Origin of the sequence: Paenibacillus beijingensis (assembly GCF_000961095.1) — a bacterium.
GTDB lineage: Bacteria > Bacillota > Bacilli > Paenibacillales > Paenibacillaceae > Paenibacillus_O > Paenibacillus_O beijingensis.
Genome location: NZ_CP011058.1, coordinates 4813939 through 4832452, shown reverse-complemented (window position 1 = coordinate 4832452; position 18514 = coordinate 4813939). Strand labels below are relative to the sequence as shown.

The 18514-nt window shown below is 48.4% G+C and carries 18 protein-coding genes; 2 read left to right on the top strand and 16 right to left on the bottom strand.

The window, feature by feature from the left end; translation table 11 throughout:
• Nucleotides 1–255 precede the first annotated feature (255 nt).
• On the top strand, nucleotides 256–618 hold the full coding sequence (locus tag VN24_RS21865) for a winged helix-turn-helix transcriptional regulator (protein ID WP_148505287.1): 363 nt from the start codon (nucleotides 256–258) through the stop codon (nucleotides 616–618).
• Between the two features lie 213 nt (nucleotides 619–831).
• Here the strand turns inward: VN24_RS21865 and VN24_RS21860 are convergent, their stop codons facing one another.
• From VN24_RS21860 to VN24_RS21850, 3 genes are read right to left on the bottom strand one after another with little or no spacing between them, the layout of a single operon-like run.
• Nucleotides 832–1686 (bottom strand): glycine betaine ABC transporter substrate-binding protein, encoded by an 855-nt coding sequence (locus VN24_RS21860; protein WP_045673564.1) that lies wholly within the window; start codon nucleotides 1684–1686, stop codon nucleotides 832–834.
• 27 nt (nucleotides 1687–1713) lie between these two features.
• Complete coding sequence (locus VN24_RS21855; RefSeq protein WP_045672155.1) at nucleotides 1714–2547, bottom strand: ABC transporter permease; 834 nt, start codon at nucleotides 2545–2547, stop codon at nucleotides 1714–1716.
• The gene (locus VN24_RS21850) at nucleotides 2544–3743 is read right to left on the bottom strand and encodes a quaternary amine ABC transporter ATP-binding protein (RefSeq protein WP_045672154.1); all 1200 of its coding nucleotides are present in this window, start codon (nucleotides 3741–3743) and stop codon (nucleotides 2544–2546) included. Before VN24_RS21850 ends, VN24_RS21855 begins: the two co-directional genes overlap by 4 nt.
• Before the next feature lie 282 nt (nucleotides 3744–4025).
• On the opposite strand from VN24_RS21850, the gene VN24_RS21845 reads away from it, so the two are divergent.
• Nucleotides 4026–4583, top strand: a complete 558-nt coding sequence (locus VN24_RS21845; RefSeq protein ID WP_045672153.1) for a GbsR/MarR family transcriptional regulator — start codon at nucleotides 4026–4028, stop codon at nucleotides 4581–4583.
• Nucleotides 4584–4632: 49 nt separating this feature from the next.
• Here the strand turns inward: VN24_RS21845 and VN24_RS21840 are convergent, their stop codons facing one another.
• The 13 genes from VN24_RS21840 to VN24_RS21780 form a co-directional block, all read right to left on the bottom strand.
• Nucleotides 4633–5268: a phosphatase PAP2 family protein gene (locus tag VN24_RS21840; protein WP_045672152.1), complete on the bottom strand. Its 636-nt coding sequence runs from the start codon at nucleotides 5266–5268 to the stop codon at nucleotides 4633–4635.
• A gap of 126 nt (nucleotides 5269–5394) precedes the next feature.
• A complete protein-coding gene (locus tag VN24_RS21835) occupies nucleotides 5395–6288 on the bottom strand; it encodes a response regulator (protein ID WP_274520396.1) in 894 nt (297 codons plus the stop codon).
• Nucleotides 6289–6292: 4 nt separating this feature from the next.
• Nucleotides 6293–7582: a sensor histidine kinase gene (locus VN24_RS21830; RefSeq protein ID WP_158453697.1), complete on the bottom strand. Its 1290-nt coding sequence runs from the start codon at nucleotides 7580–7582 to the stop codon at nucleotides 6293–6295.
• 132 nt (nucleotides 7583–7714) lie between these two features.
• Nucleotides 7715–8365, bottom strand: a complete 651-nt coding sequence (locus VN24_RS21825) for an amino acid ABC transporter permease (protein ID WP_045672150.1) — start codon at nucleotides 8363–8365, stop codon at nucleotides 7715–7717.
• A 96-nt stretch (nucleotides 8366–8461) separates the two neighbouring features.
• Entirely contained in the window at nucleotides 8462–9100 is a 639-nt protein-coding gene (locus tag VN24_RS21820; protein WP_045672149.1) for an amino acid ABC transporter permease, read from the bottom strand.
• A 92-nt stretch (nucleotides 9101–9192) separates the two neighbouring features.
• A complete protein-coding gene (locus VN24_RS21815; RefSeq protein WP_045672148.1) occupies nucleotides 9193–10068 on the bottom strand; it encodes a transporter substrate-binding domain-containing protein in 876 nt (291 codons plus the stop codon).
• Between the two features lie 32 nt (nucleotides 10069–10100).
• Complete coding sequence (locus VN24_RS21810; protein WP_045672147.1) at nucleotides 10101–10823, bottom strand: amino acid ABC transporter ATP-binding protein; 723 nt, start codon at nucleotides 10821–10823, stop codon at nucleotides 10101–10103.
• 352 nt (nucleotides 10824–11175) lie between these two features.
• Nucleotides 11176–11625 carry a DoxX family protein gene (locus VN24_RS21805; RefSeq protein WP_045672146.1) on the bottom strand — a complete coding sequence of 150 codons (450 nt, stop codon included), beginning with the start codon at nucleotides 11623–11625 and terminating at the stop codon, nucleotides 11176–11178.
• 41 nt (nucleotides 11626–11666) lie between these two features.
• A complete protein-coding gene (locus tag VN24_RS21800; protein ID WP_045672145.1) occupies nucleotides 11667–12287 on the bottom strand; it encodes a TetR/AcrR family transcriptional regulator in 621 nt (206 codons plus the stop codon).
• Between the two features lie 127 nt (nucleotides 12288–12414).
• Nucleotides 12415–13335, bottom strand: coding sequence for an NAD(P)/FAD-dependent oxidoreductase (locus VN24_RS21795; RefSeq protein WP_045672144.1), 921 nt, complete (start codon nucleotides 13333–13335; stop codon nucleotides 12415–12417).
• Between the two features lie 200 nt (nucleotides 13336–13535).
• Entirely contained in the window at nucleotides 13536–15542 is a 2007-nt protein-coding gene (locus VN24_RS21790) for a methyl-accepting chemotaxis protein (RefSeq protein WP_045672143.1), read from the bottom strand.
• Between the two features lie 450 nt (nucleotides 15543–15992).
• Nucleotides 15993–17171, bottom strand: a complete 1179-nt coding sequence (locus tag VN24_RS21785) for an MFS transporter (protein WP_045672142.1) — start codon at nucleotides 17169–17171, stop codon at nucleotides 15993–15995.
• Complete coding sequence (locus VN24_RS21780; protein WP_052703077.1) at nucleotides 17155–18357, bottom strand: MGDG synthase family glycosyltransferase; 1203 nt, start codon at nucleotides 18355–18357, stop codon at nucleotides 17155–17157. Before VN24_RS21780 ends, VN24_RS21785 begins: the two co-directional genes overlap by 17 nt.
• Between the last annotated feature and the right edge of the window lie 157 nt (nucleotides 18358–18514).

The window sequence follows — 18514 nt, the reverse complement described above, 5'->3', positions numbered from 1 at the left end:
CTTTTTTTAATAAAAAGAAAAAGTTATTTCCCACACCAGAACACTTGTTTGCCACTCTTCGTTTTCAGCAGGTTTCGTTATTTTAGTTTACATTATTATTGTTATGTTAACTGATTGGAGCCACATGTTGTGAGCAATAATGATCGTCAAACTGGCGGGTACATGTTATGATGGATGTTATAAATTCGTTTTGAAAGTACAGGCTTCAAAGTTCTATATGCGCATAATCGTTCCTATAATGAATTTGAAAGGGGCATCATGGTGAAAAAGTACAATATTTCGGTCGAGGCGACTTTGGAAGTGATCGGCGGCAAGTGGAAATGCGTTATTCTGTGCCATTTGACTCACGGCAAAAAACGTACGAGCGAGCTAAAACGCGTCATGCCCGGCATCACGCAAAAAATGTTAACACAGCAGCTGCGGGAACTCGAAAATGACGGTGTCATTAACCGGATTACCTATAATCAGGTCCCTCCTAAAGTCGAATATGAGCTTAGCGAATATGGATGGAGCCTTAAAAGCATTTTAGATTCATTATGCGCCTGGGGAGAAACACATATCGTCAAAGTATACGGAGATAAAAATGCCGTATTAGAGAAAAGTATATTAAATCGATAGTTGGGTGAATGAAACGGCCGTCAGAACCTTTAGGGTTTGATCGGCTGTTTTTTTTGCTCTCAATTATCGCGGAATTTGATTTTTAAGTTTACATCTTTATAGTTATGTTAACTTAAATACGACGAAAATTCGGTTCAGCAAAAAACAAAACAGCCCGACACCTTTTGGCGGGTGCCAGACTGCTTGATCTCTTGCCTTTTTAAAGCGAATTTGCTATTCGCTCTTGATTCCTTTAATCCATTCGTTCACTTTGTCCGGATTGCTGTTTACCCAATCTTTAGCCGCATCTTCCGGCGTCTTTCCGTCTTGGATGGCCGACATTACGCTTTGCATATCGGCTGCAGTCCATCTGAACTGATCCAAAAATTGATAAGCAGCCGCTTCGTCTTCTTCGAGTCCTTTACGAACGATCGTGTGGATTTGCTCGTCGCCGCCATAAACGCCCTTCGGATCGGCCAAATATTTCAGATCCATCTTGGCGAACATCCAATGCGGGGTCCACCCTGTTACAACGATCGGCTTCTTGGCGTCATAAGCCTTTTGCATTTCCTGCGCCATGGCGGCCGAAGAACTCTCCAACAGTGTATAACCTTTCAGAGCGTAATCATTGAGCGCTTTTTCCGATGCCATCATAATACCGGCGCCCGGCTCAATGCCTATAATTTGGTTTTGGAGCGATTTTGCGACGTCCGGCTTGTTCAAATCGTCAATCGAGCTGATATTCATATAAGCAGGTACGGTAAGGCCGATCTTTGTCCCTTCCAGATTGGCACCTAAATCTTCTACTTTCGACTGATATTTTTGCAAATAAGACGCATGAGTGCTTGGAAGCCAAGCCGCTACCATCCCATCGGCGCTTCCGTCGGCAATACCCGCCCACATCGGCCCGGCGTCAACCTGCAGCATTTCCACTTGATAGCCGAGCTTCGATTCCAATACTTCCTTCACGACATTCGTACTGGCAATTTCCGAATCCCAGGCGACATAAGCCAGCTTAACCGACTTGTTGCCGCCTCCGTTCGAACAACCCGCCATTACGGCAATCAATACGATACTGAATAACAACATCCACTTTTTCAAAATAGGTGCACCCCTCTATTGATGTTTTTTCTTGAATGCATGCTGCGTCAAGCGATCCAACAAGATCGCCAGCACAACTATGGCCAGGCCGGCTTCAAAGCCGATGCCCGTTTTGGCTTGCGTCACGGCCCTGTATACATAAGCACCAACACCTTGCGCCCCGATCATCGAAGAGATGACAACCATGGACAGCGATAACATAATCGTCTGGTTAATGCCGGCCATAATCGTCGGCATCGCAATCGGAAGCTGCAGCTTAAACAGCTTCTGACGCGGCGTGGAGCCGAAGGAATCGGCCGCTTCCACCAGCTCTTCCGGCACCTGCCGGATACCGAGATTGGTTAAGCGGATCGTCGGCGGAATCGCGAAAATAATAGAAGCGATGACACCCGGCACGACGCCAAGCGAAAAGAACGAGACCGCCGGCAGCAAATAAACGAATGCCGGCATCGTCTGCATGAAATCAAGCACGACCGTTACGACATTGCGTACGGCATTGTTGCGTGCGCACCAGATTCCGGTCGGCACACCGATCACAATGGCAAGAATGGACGCCGTCAGCACAAGCGCCAGCGATTGCATAGACGGATCCCAAAACCCTAAATTATCGATCAAAAACAGTCCGATAAACGCGAACAGCGCGATTCTCCAGCGGCCGACCCAATACGCCAATGCCGCAATGATGACCATGACTACAATCGCCGGGGCAGCGGTCAAAATGTCCTCGATTCCGTTTACCATCGATCCGATGATCGTGCGTATAATATCAAACAAGCCTCCAAAGTGACTTGTTAACCACGCTTCAACCGATTCAATCCAATCTCCTAACGGCAGCTTCGGTATATTCATCGCTGAGCACCTGCTTCCAACTCCGTATTGCCCGCAAGCGCGGACAGTACGGCACCTTTAATAATGATTCCTTTAAGCTTGCCGCTTTCATCGACGACGGCTACCGGAAGCTTCGTTTCGGACATCATCTCGAACAGTTCGTTCAGCAAAGTGCCTTGCTGTACCTGCGGCACATCGCGCTGAATAACAGCCTCAAGCGGCTGATCGTGTTTAATCGCTTCGGATGCCCCTTCCGCCGTCACGACGCCAAGCAGCTTCTTTTCTTTATTGGTGACGTACAGACTTGATACGCCGCTTGCGCGCATAAGCGACAGCGCAACCCTCGGACCGCGCTCCGGCGTTATCGTTTCAGGCTTCCGCATAATATGAGCCGCCGTGAGCACCTTGGACAAGTCCACGTCCTCGACGAAACGTTCCACATATTTGTTTGCCGGCTGAATCAAGATTTCTTCGGGCGTGCCGATTTGCACGATGGCCCCGTCTTTCATCAGCGCAATACGGTCGCCGATTCGCAGCGCTTCGTCCAAATCATGCGTAATGAATACGATCGTTTTTTTCATTGTTGATTGCATTTCAAGCAGCTCCGACTGCATATCTTTGCGGATTAGCGGGTCAAGGGCGCTAAACGCTTCATCCATGAGCAGAATGTCCGGATCGTTGGCAAGGCCTCTTGCGATGCCGACCCGCTGCTGCATCCCGCCGCTTAGCTGATCGGGGCGGCTGTTTTCCCAGCCATCCAAGCCGACAAGCTTAAGGGCGTTCATGGCCATTTCAGTTCTTTCTTTCTTACCCATCCCTTGAACCTCAAGACCGTATGCGGCATTTTCCAACACCGTACGATGCGGGAACAGCGCAAACTTTTGGAACACCATCCCAATATTTTTCCGTCTGAACTGCCGCAGCTGCTCCTGGTTCATTTTCAATACATCCTTGCCTTTAAACAGCACTTGGCCGGCAGTAGGTTCAATGAGACGGTTAAGCAAGCGGACAAGCGTTGATTTTCCGCTCCCGGACAAGCCCATAATAACAAAGATCTCACCTTGTTCAATTGTGAAATCGGCTTTATTGACACCGACAGTCAATTTCATATCTTTAAATATGTTCTCTTTCGACATCCCTTGATTCAACAGCGGGATTGCACGCTTGGGGTCATGACCGAAAACTTTCGTCAGTTGTTTAACCTCGATAATTGTCATTGTGACCTCCTTCTTTATTTGCTTTTGATATCCAACTTTTTCTGCTATCTTGTCCCGGCCGACTCGCTTGAAACAGTTTAACCTTTTCCTTATTTAGGAGTCAAAGACCATAATCCGTACAAAACGTTTATAAAGTTTTTACTTTACGTACTTTATGAATAGAATACTCCGTTTTCCTCCATAATTCAGTTCATTCAACTTCTTTACTCCACTGGTTGAATTGTTTACAATACGGGTTGAAGGTTAGGACTGAAGCAGCCGATATTCCTCAGGAGGGAAATTATGAACGATTTCGAAGGCTTAGCCGAAGAAGAAATTGCGAAAATACAAAAAAACCGTGATCGTGTTATCGATTCGATAAGCAAAAATATGGATTTATACGGAATTACGCTATCTATCGGACATTTATATGGTTATATGTACTTTAGTGACGGCCCGGTAACGCTCGATGAGCTCAGTAAATCAATGGGCATGAGCAAAACGTCGATGAGCACCGGCGTCCGGACGTTAATGGATTTGAAAATGATCGATAAAGTTTGGGGAAAAGGTTCGCGGAAAGATTTATACGAGGTAGAGCCCGACTGGTATCAAAACTTTAAAGATTATTTCTCGATTAAATGGCGCAAAGCAGTGGACGGAAATATGAGCGAGCTGTCAAAATCGCTTAAGGAAATCAATCGATTGAAAACGGAATATGAAGGCCATGAAAAGTTTCTTGCCATGATCGAAGCCGATGAGTCGAAAATCAACCAGGCGATAAGCTATTACCGGTGGCTGCTCAAATTTATTGAAGCATTGGAAACAGGCAAAATTTTCGATCTTATTCCGAAAGACGCGTAAGTAAAAAGACGGCTTCCCTGATCGAACAGGGAAGCCGTCTTCGTATTCATTACGGGCGGCTAAGCCTTTTATTGAACATGCAAATCGAAAGACATAACCAGGCAGCTGTCGCCAAATAGCCGCCGAGCACATCGCTCGGATAATGGACGCCCAAATAAATCCGGCTGATCCCGATTCCTGCGGTCATAAATAGTCCGGAAGCGATCAGCAGCGTTCTTCCCGCCGCATGGCTCACGTTACGCCACAGCAGATAGCAAAGCGTTCCGTACAGCGCAAACGCCGCCATCGAATGCCCGCTCGGGAAGCTCAAGCCGGTTACCTCGATTAGACGATTCGTATTGGGCCTTTCCCGGTGAAACAAATTTTTCATAAACGGATTTAATAATAAAGCTCCAGCTACCACGGTAATAAAGAAAATCGTTTCCCTGCGGTGACCTGCCGCAAAATAAAGGAACAACGAAGCAGCAACCGTCAATAGGAGAGTCATCGCAGGCGAACCGATAAACGTGAGCCCTTTCATAACCGCTGTCATGACAGGACATTCAAAACGGGCGACAAAAGCACTTCCAGCAGCATCGAATCGTCTTATTTGTCCAAATTCAACATAAAATCCAACCATTAAAAAAGCAAGCCCCAACAGCACCGTTAGCCCAAAAGCGCTAAAACGCAGCCTAACAATATTCATCGTACCCCTCCTCCCAATTCATTATGGATGAAAATGGGAGGACTCTAAGATTCATTTACAGCGTCCATCCGACTGCTCCCCTATGCACAAAAAAGAGCCTTCCGGCCCGTATCTGCATCATTAATATTAATTATTAAACTTGTTCAACGTTTCAAAATAGAGCACTTGCAAAAATTTCTTAATGTTTACCTTGCCTTTCCCCGTCTGATCTTCATCTTCCATTTCTTTCATCTTCAGCCTGACGTCCTGAAAATCAAAGTACAGCGGCGCATAATATTCAAATTTAGGATTGCTGTAATCCGTCAGTCCGATTGAAGCAAGATTCGTCAGCGCGACCATAACGGTCCGCCTGATCCGCTGCTCGATCGCTCTCGATTCCTTCTGAATCTCGTTTGGCACCGATTTGTACGATTGAGCCGCAACCTCGTACAATTCTTTCAACGGGAGAAAAGTCCCTTTCTCTTTGATCAAATATTCCATCATAAACAAAATGTCTTTGCTCCCGGTTTCACCGACAATGCCCATATCCATCAAAATCACGTTAACGATATCGCGGACATCCTTTTTCTGTTCGGGCTCCGGCGGTTGTTCCTGGATCATGTCCAGCTTGGCAAATGACATCTTAATTTCCGATATGTAGCGGTCCAGCTTCCAGCGCTCGCACACTTTCCGCAGCACGGCTTCAACCTCGACCCTATTTATCGGCTTCTGGATGAAATATTCGATTCCCTGCTGATAAGCTCTTGCAACCATCTCTTTGTTTTCAATTTGCGAAATCATGACATACTTGCCAATAAAACCGCGCTGGTTTAGTTGCGCGATCGTCTCGATTCCGTCTTGATCGGGCATCAGCAGGTCGATCAGCACGACATCCGGTTTCAAGTAAAAGATGACTTCCGCACCTTCCACCCCGCCAGATGCGACGCCGGTCACTTTGCCGATGCCACTGTCCTCGATAATATTTTCCAGCATCCTTCTGCTGGCCGCGTCGTCATCCACAATACAAAACGAGATCGCCAATGGCCTACCCTCTCTTTCTAATCTTATTCGTGGGTAAGCTAACCGTAAATTCGGTCGAGTTAATCCCCGACTTCTGCGTGGTCAGTTGAATGCTTCCTTCAAAGGACCGGACAATATCCTTTACATGGGACAACCCGATGCCGGTCGATGCGATACCTTTGTCATTAAACTTCGTCGTAAAACCCGGCTCAAACACAAGCTCCGCGTCCTGTTCGGCGATTCCCCGCCCGTTATCGGTGACGATGAAGAACGTCAGGTCATCCTTTTCATACACTTTAAGACTGACAAAGCCTTTAATCTTAATCGCTTCAATTGCATTGGCGACCAAATTATTAAGCACCGTCAAGAGCGGAATGTAGGATGAGGTTTCATAATTGACGTCAATGTCTTTGAAGATCGAGACATCCTTGTTAAGCATATTACCATATTCGCTGTTCGCTTTCACGACATAGTGGATAATTTCCTTCAGACTCATTTCGGTTACAACTTCCGTGTCGAACAGCTTGAGCAGACCGGCAAGAATCCGCTGCGAATCTTTTTTCACTTCATGGAATTGTTGAGTGATGCGCAGCGCCGTCTGCCCATATCCGTTCAGCTGGTCGCTCTTCAGCTGCTCATACAGCTCATAGCTGTTTGCGGTAACCCGTTCGATCGTATCCATCGATTTCCGCAAATAAAACGCCTCGCCGTACAATCCGGCAAAAATTTGCAGCATTTGCTCCATCCGTTTCTCCTGCTCCGCCTGTATCGTTCTCATCCGACTGATGGAGATGCTGCTGAAGAGACCGATGATGAAGAAACTGCGGACGATGGCGACAAGCGCGATCATGATGCCCGCAGACCGGTGTGAATAGCCTGCCTGATAAATAAATGCACGACCGGACAATTCGGCAATGTTTGCCAGGCAATCGATCGCTGCGACAACAAAGCCGAGCACAAGCGGCTGATAATCATTCAGTCTGTTCTTAATGAAAAAAAAGAGCGAGCCGTAAACGACATAATACAATCCTCCGGCGGCATGAATACGGAACCCATCAAGCAATGAAAAAGCTTCGGGTTGATTCAGCCAGAGCAAGAGCATCCGGTACAGGATGACCGCGGCTCCGGTCACGATTCCGGTCACGACTACATTCAAGCTGCGTCTGTAGAGCAAAAACAGCAAAAAAACGGGGGCTCCAAGTCCGATGCGAAACAACTCTGCGCCAAACGGCGTTATTTTCACCTCGCCGGCTACTGCTGTGCACAGGCCAACGATGAGAATCTGGATGAATTTGTACTTATGCAGTCGCTGCACGGCGTCTCCACTCCGGATCATATTTTTAGAAGGAAGCCCAGCCTATACAGGCTTAGATTCAAGTCTAATGATTTCCGGTAACTTTGCAACTTCTTCTCATCCAAGCGGGCCTATCCATTACAATGGCACCGCTTAAACAAACTTCGATTCAAACCGTTTGGAAATGATCGAAAGGATGTAGTTCACCGTGAAATAAGCAACTGCTGCCAGTATGAGGATCGGGAAAACGATATTCGGGTGCTGTGCGCTGACAATCTGCACATTGTGCATCAGCTCCGGCAGCGAGATGATTACGGCAAGCGACGTGTCTTTCAGCAACGAGATGAACTGGCTGACGAGCGGAGGCACCATTCGTCTTAACGCTTGCGGGAGAACAATGTGCCATAACGTTTGCGTATAACTGAGGCCGGATGCGCGGCCCGCTTCAATCTGGCCCTTTGGGATCGAGTTCAGTCCGCTGCGGACGATTTCGGCGATCATCGCCCCCTCGAAAATGGTAAGCGCCACAACGGCGGACGTAAAGACGCCCATCTTAATTCCGATTTCCGGCAATGCAAAAAAGGTAAAGAACAAAACAAGCAGCAGCGGCAAATTGCGGATAATCTGTACACATACGCCGAGAATCGGCGATACCACTTTCAACTTCGTATAACGGAGCGTGCCGACGACGCAACCGACAATAAAACTGAGTATAATGGCAATAAATGCGACTTCCAGCGTCACCAGGAAGCCTTCAGCCAGAAATTTCAAATTCGACGGTGAAAAAGCATCGCTAAAATTCATCTGTTGACCCCTCCTAAAGTTTTGCCGGAGGCAAAACCACTTCGTAAGCATCGACTTAGGCTTTGCCGGAGGCAAAACCACTTCGTAAGCATAAGCTTATCGGCTTGTATGCAGCCGGCGTTCCAAGTAGCTGATCGCTGCACTAAGCGGGATCGTCAGCAGCAGATAGAAGCAGGCGACAAAAATATAAACGCTGAACACGACAAAGGTATCCGTTGAAATAATATCGGCGTAGTACATAATGTCCATGCCGGCGACAACAGCAAGAATCGAAGAGTTTTTCACCAGGTTCAAAAACTGGTTGCCGAGCGGGGGAATGACGATTTTGAACGCTTGCGGAAGCACGACGAAACGCATCGTCTGCAAATAAGTCAGCCCCGTCGCGCGCGCCGCTTCGCTCTGCCCTTTCGGGATCGACTGAATGCCGGCGCGAATCGCCTCGGCGATAAAGGCAGCGGTATAAATGCTCAGTCCCGTCACTCCGGCCGCAAAGCCCGGCAGCCTAAAACCCAAATACATCAGAAGAACGATTAACAATAGCGGAATGTTGCGGACAAATTCCGTAAATGCCGTACTGATCCAACGAAGCGGAGCAAAGACCGAAATCCGGCACACGGCAACGATCGTACCGAGCAGCAGACTTGCCGCAAGCGCAATGACGCTAGCCTTAACGGTATTCCAGAACCCCAACATGAACGTGCCCCAATAATCCGTAAGTATCGAGAAATCCAACATGGCCTACGCCCCCTTGCCTTAACTTATCCCCTTATATGGACGAAGATGAGCCGCATACACGGCTCATCCCGTCGGTTAGCTTCCTTTATGGCTTAAATTTTTGGTTCCTCATTGAACCATTTTTTGTAGATTTCGGCATAGGAACCGTCCGCTTTCATTTCAGCCAGCAAATCGTTGATCGTTTTCGCAAAGCCCGTATCGCCTTTAACGACGGCAATGCCGTACGGTTCGTCGGTGAAAGTATCACCAACAAGCACGTAGTTCGAATCCTGGCTGCTCAGTCCGAGCAGGATGGCGTTATCGGTCGTCAGCACTTCGCCTTGACCGGCTTTGAGCGCGTTGAATGCATCGAGATACGTTTCGAATTGAAGAACCGTCGCTTCAGGTGCTTTTTCTTTAATGTTGTCGACAGACGTGGAACCTTTAACCGCCAGTACTTTGACGCCTTTCTTCACGTCCGGCAGTCCGGTAATCGGGCTTCCTTTTTTAACGAGCAGAGATTGTCCGGCTTTAAAATAAACATCGGAGAACTCGACCTGCTCCTTGCGCTCTTCGGTAATGGTCATCGTCGCGATGATGGCGTCGATGTCGCCGTTTTTCAGCATCGGGATCCGCGTCTTGGACGTCACTTCCTTCAGCTCAAGCTTGGTTTCATCGCCCAGAACCTTCTTCGCAAGCGCTTTGGCAATGTCAATATCGAAGCCTTCCACGTTGCCGGAGGCCGGATCTTTCAGACCAAAGAGGCGGGTATCGTACTTCACGCCGACAACCAGTTTATCCCGCTTTTTAATCGCATCAAGCGTTTGGCTTCCGGAGGATTCCCCTTCGCTTCCTGCTCCCGACGTTGAGTTTGTCGCCTCCGATGCAGTCGAACCGGAATTCGATTCTTTCGCCCCGCATCCGGCCAATGCCAGAATGAACATCAATCCGACTAATCCTGTGATCCACCATTTCGATCTTTTTACCATTCGTAATACCCCTCTCCAATAAAATGATTTTTTTATAACAGACGGCTTAAGAATGTGCGGGCCCGCTCTTCACGCGGATTCGCAAAAAACTCAGCCGGTGCTGCTTCCTCTACGATTTGACCGTGATCCATAAAGATGACCCGGTCGGCCACTTCGCGGGCAAAGCCCATCTCGTGGGTGACAACAACCATCGTCATCCCTTCCCGCGCCAGCGTCTTCATGACGTCCAGCACTTCGCCGACCATTTCCGGATCGAGCGCGGAAGTCGGTTCGTCAAAGAGCATTACCTTCGGCTTCATCGCCAGCCCGCGTGCGATCGCGACGCGCTGCTGCTGGCCTCCGGAGAGCTCGGACGGATAAGCGTTCGCTTTATTGCCGATGCCGACTTTGTTCAAATAGAACTCCGCCGTTTCGACCGCTTCAAGTTTCGATTTGCCAAGCACTTTAACCGGCGCAAGCGTAATATTGTCGATCACTTTCATGTGCGGATACAAGTTAAAATGTTGAAAAACCATTCCAATGTCCGCCCGCAGCCGGTTAATGTCCGTTTTCTTGTCATTGACTTCAACCCCGCCTACCGATAACGAACCGCTGGTGATCGTTTCCAATCGGTTAATGCAGCGAAGCATCGTACTTTTGCCGGAACCGGAAGGACCGATGACAACAACGACTTCTCCCTGTTCAATCGTGAGATTAATATTTTGCAACACGTGAAAACTGCCGTAATGCTTGTCCACATTTTTAAATGAGATCATGGTGTGGCCCCCTCCTGCCGCTTGAACTACTAGATTCAAGATAACAGGCATCCTACGCGGAATTAGAAAATCCGACATTTTTTAATAACAAATGAAGATAATTTTTCTTACATTTAATTGGAATAATAGTCTCAACCCGTGAAAAAGGGTGATTTTAGCCCAAATATCTCACATGATATTGACAAAAGAACTTGCCGGGCGAGGTGTGACTAAGTTTTAGAAACAAAAAGACGCCATCCGGGATGCAGTTGATCTCATCCGTATGGCGCACGTCGATTTTTTAGCGATTTAAGAAAATAAGTTAACATTCCTATAGTTATGTAAACTAATTGTTTTTCCTATGCTTATTCGATTAAACGTTCGATGAAAAACCCGCAAGCAATATCGCGGTCAAAAAAACAATTTGCAGAATGGTGCGGAGTCCAATCGGCGTAGCAGGCTTGCCGGCAATCGCGATTCCTTCCCGGGCGGCCCGAATGTTCGCGGGAAACATGGCGAGAAGCAAGAGCGAAAGACCAATGGCGGCTAGCTGCGAAACAGCAGGAATTACAATGCCGGCGGCGCCGATCAGCTCCAGCCACCCTGTCAGCGTGACGATCAAACCCGGCTTCGGAAACGACCGCGGCACCATCCTGATCAAGTCCGGACGTCTTTTTCCCCAGTGGGCCGACGCTGTCAGCACAAACATGCACGCAACCGCAAGCTGCAGATCGAATATCCAACGATCGAAAAACGGCAAGCCAATCCATCCAAGCGACCGGAACAGCAAAAACGAACCGGCCAGCATAATAAACGGGGCCATCGAAATCACATCTCCTCTTGTTCAATCCATTTGTACAGCATTCAGCTATTCGCGCTGTTTTCCTTGTCCTTGCCGCCTGGCTGCAGTATTCCGGTAATAAATCCGACAAAGTCGGAAATGCCAAAGGCGGACTCGGAATTCATTGCCGCCCGTACCCGCAGGCCGTAAGACAGCAGAACGAACAGCTCTGCCGTTTGGTCGGCATTTATATGAGGCGGAATGATTCCGTGCTGTTGGCCGGTTGCAATCCACTTCTTCGACGTACGAACCGAATGCTCATAAAAATGATTCAATACTTCTTTAACTGCCGGCTGGTCGCTCTTGCTGATCAAATACATCAGGATGAGATTGGTGACATCGCCCGCATCGCCCAGAATGGAGATGCCCTTGGCAATCTCCTGCATCGGGGCGTCAAATTCCTTCTCCCCGAGATGCACCGCATCGAAAAACCGGTTGTTTGTCTCGTCCACTGCAGCTTTGAGAACGAGGGAGAACAGTTCGTCCTTGCTGCTGACATAATGGAATATTGCGCCTTTAGACAGCCCCGACTGCTGCATAATATCGCTGAGCGTCGTTTGCGTACATCCTTTTTCGCTGATGAGCGTTTTGGTCGTATCGAGCAACAATTGCAGCGTCTGCTCCCGTTTTTGTTCTCTTTTCATAATGGCTCCTTATTTGGTGGATCAAATCATTGCTGATTTCTGTCGGTTATCACTATTATACAAACCGACCATCGGTTTGTAAATAACGCAATATAATCAGCTAAAGAAAAAGACGACTTCGACCGGTTTACAAATAACCTTCCGGTTCGAATTCGTCCTGAATCAAATCGGCATTGACGCCCATCGCCGCCCTGCTTCCTTCCGCCGCTGCGATAATGAGCTGCGATGGAGCGATAATCGAAGTATCTCCGCTAGCATAGACGCCTTGTACCGTTGTTCTCCCGAATTCATCGGTCTGAATTCCGCCTCTGGCGCTCAGGGAACATCCAAGCTCCTCTCCCAAGGAAGAAGCCTGCGTCCATTGCGGAGACACGAACCCGCCTTCACGTTCCAGCTTCTCGTTATTGAAAAATACGATCCGTTTCAATCGTCCGTCTTTCCCTTCCAGTGCCGCAATTCGATGCTCGATCACCCGTATCCCTTTTCGCAGCAGCATGCTGCTCTGTTCGGATGTCAGCGGCCGGTATCCGTTCGAACAGGCAACGACATCCCGGCTCCAGTTCGAAACCGTTTTGGCCAAATGAAACAGATGCGCGTTCTCCCCGATCACAACGAGCGGTTTGTCCCGCAGCTCCCAGCCGTCGCAATAAGCGCAATTAAACAAGCTTCGGCCATAGAAATGATGAATGCCGTTTACATCCGGTAAAATTTCTTTAAGTCCCGTCGCCAGCATAATCTTGCGGGCGGTGAACGTCTCCCCCGCCCCGGTGTACGCCTCAAAAAAGTTTTTATTCGACGATCGAATGCGCGTAATCCGTTCATTCCGGATATGTACGGACGGGTAACTGCCGATTTCCGAATGGGCGATATCCCGAAAGCCCGCCGGACTGATGCCGTCACGGGTAATAAATCCGTGAGAATGCTTCGTTACGGCATTTCGCGGCTTATTGTCATCGAACAGAAGCACCTGCCGCTTCGCCCTGCCTAGCACGAGAGCCGCGTTTAAGCCCGCTGGCCCCCCTCCGACAATAATACAATCGTATAGCATCGCAGTCACAGCCTCCCAAATAAAGAAATGATCATTGCCGGATCATCCGGGCCGCTTCATTCTTCAATGTTATTAGGGAATCGACGTTATCATGACAACCATTACGTATGTGTAAAGTTAACCGTGAAAAAAAAGCGCCCATTCGGGCGCTTGAAATCAATAGTCGGATCCAGGTCACTCCGGTCAATATCAATAAAGTGCTACAGCTTGAATTTGTCGACGATTTCTTGCAATTCTCCTGCCATTTGGGTAAGGGCTGAGGAGGAGGCTGTAATTTCTTCCATTGAGGCGAGCTGCTCTTCTGCGGCGGCGGATACATTTTGGGTTCCGGACGCCGATGTTTGTGCAACGGCAGAGATGGCTTGAATGGATTGCACCACTTGTTGCGTACCGTCCGAGATGTGCTGTGTCGCTTCCGAAACCTCCCGCACTTGACTGCCAACATCATCAACGAAACGTTCAATCTCCGAAAATAAACTGCCTGCCGAATGAACGACTTCCATTCCAACGCCGACCTCCTTTGCTGCCGTTTGCATCGATTGCTGGGCTTTATCGATCTCATCGCGAATCGATTCAATTAATTCCGCAATTTGTTCGGCCGAATTAGAGGATTGCTCGGAGAGCTTCTTCACTTCATTGGCTACAATCGCAAATCCGCGGCCCTGCTCACCCGCTCTGGCAGCTTCTATCGAGGCGTTAAGCGAGAGCAAATTCGTTTGCTGAGCGATTTGCGTAATCGCGGTCGTAATTTGCCCAATCTCTTGAGATGCAGCGGCCAACTGTGTAATCACTTGAGCAAGCCCGTTGACAGAACCGTTTATCGAACTCATTTGTCCAATCGCGTTCTGAATTGCGCGGGCGCCTTCCGACGATTTTTCCGAAGCTATCGATGAGGTATCGGCAACCGATTGTGCCCGTAATGCAATGTCCTTGATTTTCGCCGACATGACTTGGATCGTTTCGGCGCTTTGCTCGACCGTTTGAGCCTGTTCATTCGCTCCGTCCGCGATCTTTTCCATGCTATCCGCAATATGTTCAGTCGCTTTGGACGATTGATCCGCGCTTGCTGTCAGCTGCTGCGAAGAAGCGGCCAATTGATTGGATGTATCGCTTACTTCAAGCAACACGGTTCGGAGCGATTCCGTCATCTGATTGAAGCTTGCGCCAAGGTCACCAAATTCGTCTTTCGAGCGGACGTTCACCCTTTCATTTAAATAACCTTCGCTAATTTTGCGCGACATGTCAATTAATTTACGCAGCGGGACAATGATGGAACGAATAATAAAAAATACAAAGACTGCCCCTGCTAGCAGAGCGACTCCAATTACGAGAACGGTACGTTTATAAATAGGGGCTGCTTCCTGCGTTACTTCATCCATTAACCACACGGCCGACAGCTTCCAGCCGGTAAGCTCATTTGTTGTAAATACATTTTTATTTTTTAAGCCGGTATATGGATTTACAAAATCAAGGGCTCCTGAAGCGGAAGCGAAAATTCCGTCAATGACTGTTCCTGCGGGAGCCGGTTCGCCCGGCTTCAAAGTTGGATGAGCCAAATATTTGCGCTGTGCGTCAATTAAAGCAACATACCCCTGTTTCCCTATTTTCACTTCTTTTACCAAGTCGCTGAGCGCCTTCAGGTTAATATTAAATGCGACGACGCCATGACCGTCATTGACAACCTTTGCAACGGATACGACGACATTGTTTGTCGACTGCGATATGTACGGTTCGGAAATAATGACCTGACCTTTGTTTTCCATCGCTTCGATATACCAGGATCTTTTTCTGGAATCAAAATCAGGCGGGAGCTTAACGATCGGAGACGTCATAATTCCCCCGTTATCGGCTCCGATAAAAACATTTTCCAGCTCCGGGTGAAGTCGTTTATACCGATCCAGCAATTCTCTTAAATTCGGATCCTCGTCCCCTTGTTTGAGCCCGATCGCTTCGGCTGTTACGGTTTGGGACAAGAAATCGACCTGTTTCATATGAATTTCCATCATTCCCGTGATCATTTGATTGAGCAGGTGAACATTTTCAACAGCCGCCCGTTTCATTTGGTTATCCACGGTTTGTTTCGCCGAATTGTAAGAAAATAAACCGATGCTCAAACTCGGCACGATTAAAATGACCGCAAACGTCAGAATCAATCTGCTTCTGACCGATCGGAAATTCCATTTGACTAAGCGAACGTTTAGTTTCATTTTTCAGTAACCCCCCATTATCGTATGTTGATTGATCCAAAGGGAGCAGATCGTGCAGACGCTGACAACCGCTTCAATGACAGAAACCGATTAATGCTCGACGAATCTTGTTCCTTATAGTTCTTTTGGATTATCGAATAAGATAATACCAGTAAAAAAATAATACTACAATAGTAATATAAAGTTTGGGTATTATAGACTATATCCAATAAGGACTACGATCGGATTCATCCACATGGGATCATGAGAAAACCTCTTTCGAGGCCTCTCAGGGATGAGCGACCGCGTTTAAAGGTAGGTTTTATCGCCAAGATAGAATTTGATTTTCGCAAGTGCGAAATTTATAAATTCTATCTGTGGTAAAAAAAAGACCGCCCCCCTTATATATAGGGTAGCGATCGCCGCATTATTATAGATCCTATTATGATGGTCTGCCTTCATTATTGGCTTTCAAATATTAAGCCTTCGATTGTGAGCAAAGCGAGTCGACGGCGACATCATGTAAATGACGCTTAGAACGATAAACAACAGCGAGCTTGCAAAAAAAGGGAATTTCTCATTATACCTGTCAGCCAGTATTCCCCCGATAATGGGGCCGATCATAACCCCGAGCCCTTCAATTGCCGAAAACAATCCCCACGCCGTTCCCGTCAGTCTTTTCGGTACATAACCGGCGAGCAGCGCATTCCATGCCGGCAATACCGCGGCATAAGATATGCCGAGCAAAGCAGAGGCGGCAATGGCTGATTTCAAGGTGGAAACAAACGTCAAAGACAACAATACGATCGAGAAGATGGCGCTGCCGCCCACCAAAAACCACTTTCCTCCGCGTCTGTCCGACCATTTCCCGAATGGAATCAGACAAATTCCGATGCAGGCTCCGCCGACAATCATCAGGAGTGAAAACTCGGAATGAGTGAGCCCGATATGCCGGGTTGCAAATCCGGAAATGACCGGCACCAGCATCCCGGCGGCCGTCGTTTGAATGATCATACCCGGAAGAAGAAAACGCATCTTCCGCAATCTTTTCCATAATATCGCCGCTTGGACGGGCAATGAAACCGGGCTGATCATGTCCGCATTTCTGATCCTGGAGGCAAGCAGCCATCCCGCTCCCCAGATCACAAAAAGGAGCAGAGTCGATAAGTTCATGCTTCTGTCCATGACAAAATTGATAAGAACCGGCCCCGCGCCAAGCCCCGCTATCCAGAACAAATATAGAACTCCCATTTGTGAAGCGCGCTGTCCATCCTGCACTTGACTGAGAAGGACAATCCAAACAGGTGAGCCTCCGATGCCGATTAAAGCGGATGCAATAATGAGCAGCGGCAAGCTGTGCACGTTCATCAGGGCGGCTATACCGAACATGGAGAGGAAAAAACCGCCGTTTACGATCAATGAGACGGAAAACCGGTTGACCAAGTATCCCGCAATACATTTGAACAGATTGTCTGCCAAATAAAACACGGACACGACCGTCCCGACTTCAGCGAGCGACAAGCCGAGCGAATTGACGGCATATACGGGGAAGAAAGAAACGAGAAAAGCGCCTTTCACAAATTCCGTAAGAAATAGAACGATACCGTTCCGTATAAATTCAGGTGAATAAAGGTTACTCGTATGTTTCATGCCAGGTATGCCTTTCTTTTCTATGAAATGATGTCATATCGCTCTGCTGGGAGACACGGTTCCTTACAAAACGCAGTACTTCGCTGACAACCCGCTCAGCCGCACGGGTTGCAGGTGCCGATTCCGCGAATGGGTCCTGCTTATTTCTGCTTCGCTGCGAAACGATCGTTGCTACCGATTCTTTAAGAGCGGGCAAATCGTTAACGATTAAGGCGCTCCCTTCCTGCCGTAAATAATCGGCATTCCCTTTCTCCTGGCCCGGCACCGGGCGGTAAATAATAACCGGCAGCAGCATGGCCAGCGATTCCGACAACGTGACGCCGCCCGCTTTCGTTACGATACAGGAAGCGACCGACATCAGCTCCTGGATTTGCTCGACATAACCGAACACCCGGACGTTTGGCAGCGGCGCGCAGTCGGTTTGCATCCGCCGCAGCAGCGTTTCGTTTCTCCCGCATACGAGCAGCAATTCCGTACCTTCGATTGCCGATAATTGATGTACCATTTTTTTTATATTTGTAAACACGCCGTAAGCTCCCGCCATAATAAGCACATAGCTGCGGCTCGGCTGCAAGTTGTAGCGGGCATATATCGACTCGTTCGGAACGCGATATTTGAAGGAGTCGCGGATCGGAATGCCTGTCACTTCGATACGCTCGCTCCGGACTCCGCCTTGAACCATCGCTGCTTTCAGATCGGACGTCGCGACGAAATACCGGTCCGTTTCAGGATGAATCCAGTTCCCGTGATAAACAAAATCGGTTACGACCGTAAACGTCGGAACGGCTGCGCCGGATCTGCCCCGCAGCTCGGACATTGCAAGCATGGGGTAAGTCTGAATGACCGCATCCGGCATTTCCCGTTTAACGATTTGCCGCATTGCACGTATGCATAAGGAATGAAGCCGACTCGTCAGCCATCCGGCCATCCCCGGTTTGTTAGACAACTGGTAGCTCCACCCATACAGACTTGGAAAGAAAACGGAGCATTTCAAATACGTAAATTTCGTTAACGCATCCAGCACCGGATGCGCAGCCGCCATCAAATCAATCATTTGAACTTGTCGGCATCCCGTCAGCTCGAGCCGTCGCTTCAACGCTTTAGCAACCTGGAGGTGCCCGTCGCCGTAGCTCGCATACAAAATGATTATTTTAGGGTCTCTGTACATGCTCACCGCTTCTCTCATGGATGATTGATTCGCCTATGCAATCATTTATACTTACTATACCCCAGTTAAATGAAAAAAAGTAACTAAGAGATTGTTAAGAATCACGCATGAACAGTTCCGTTATATACGTCTTGCTTCCCGGCGGCGGCACTGTACCAAACTGCATGAGAAACCG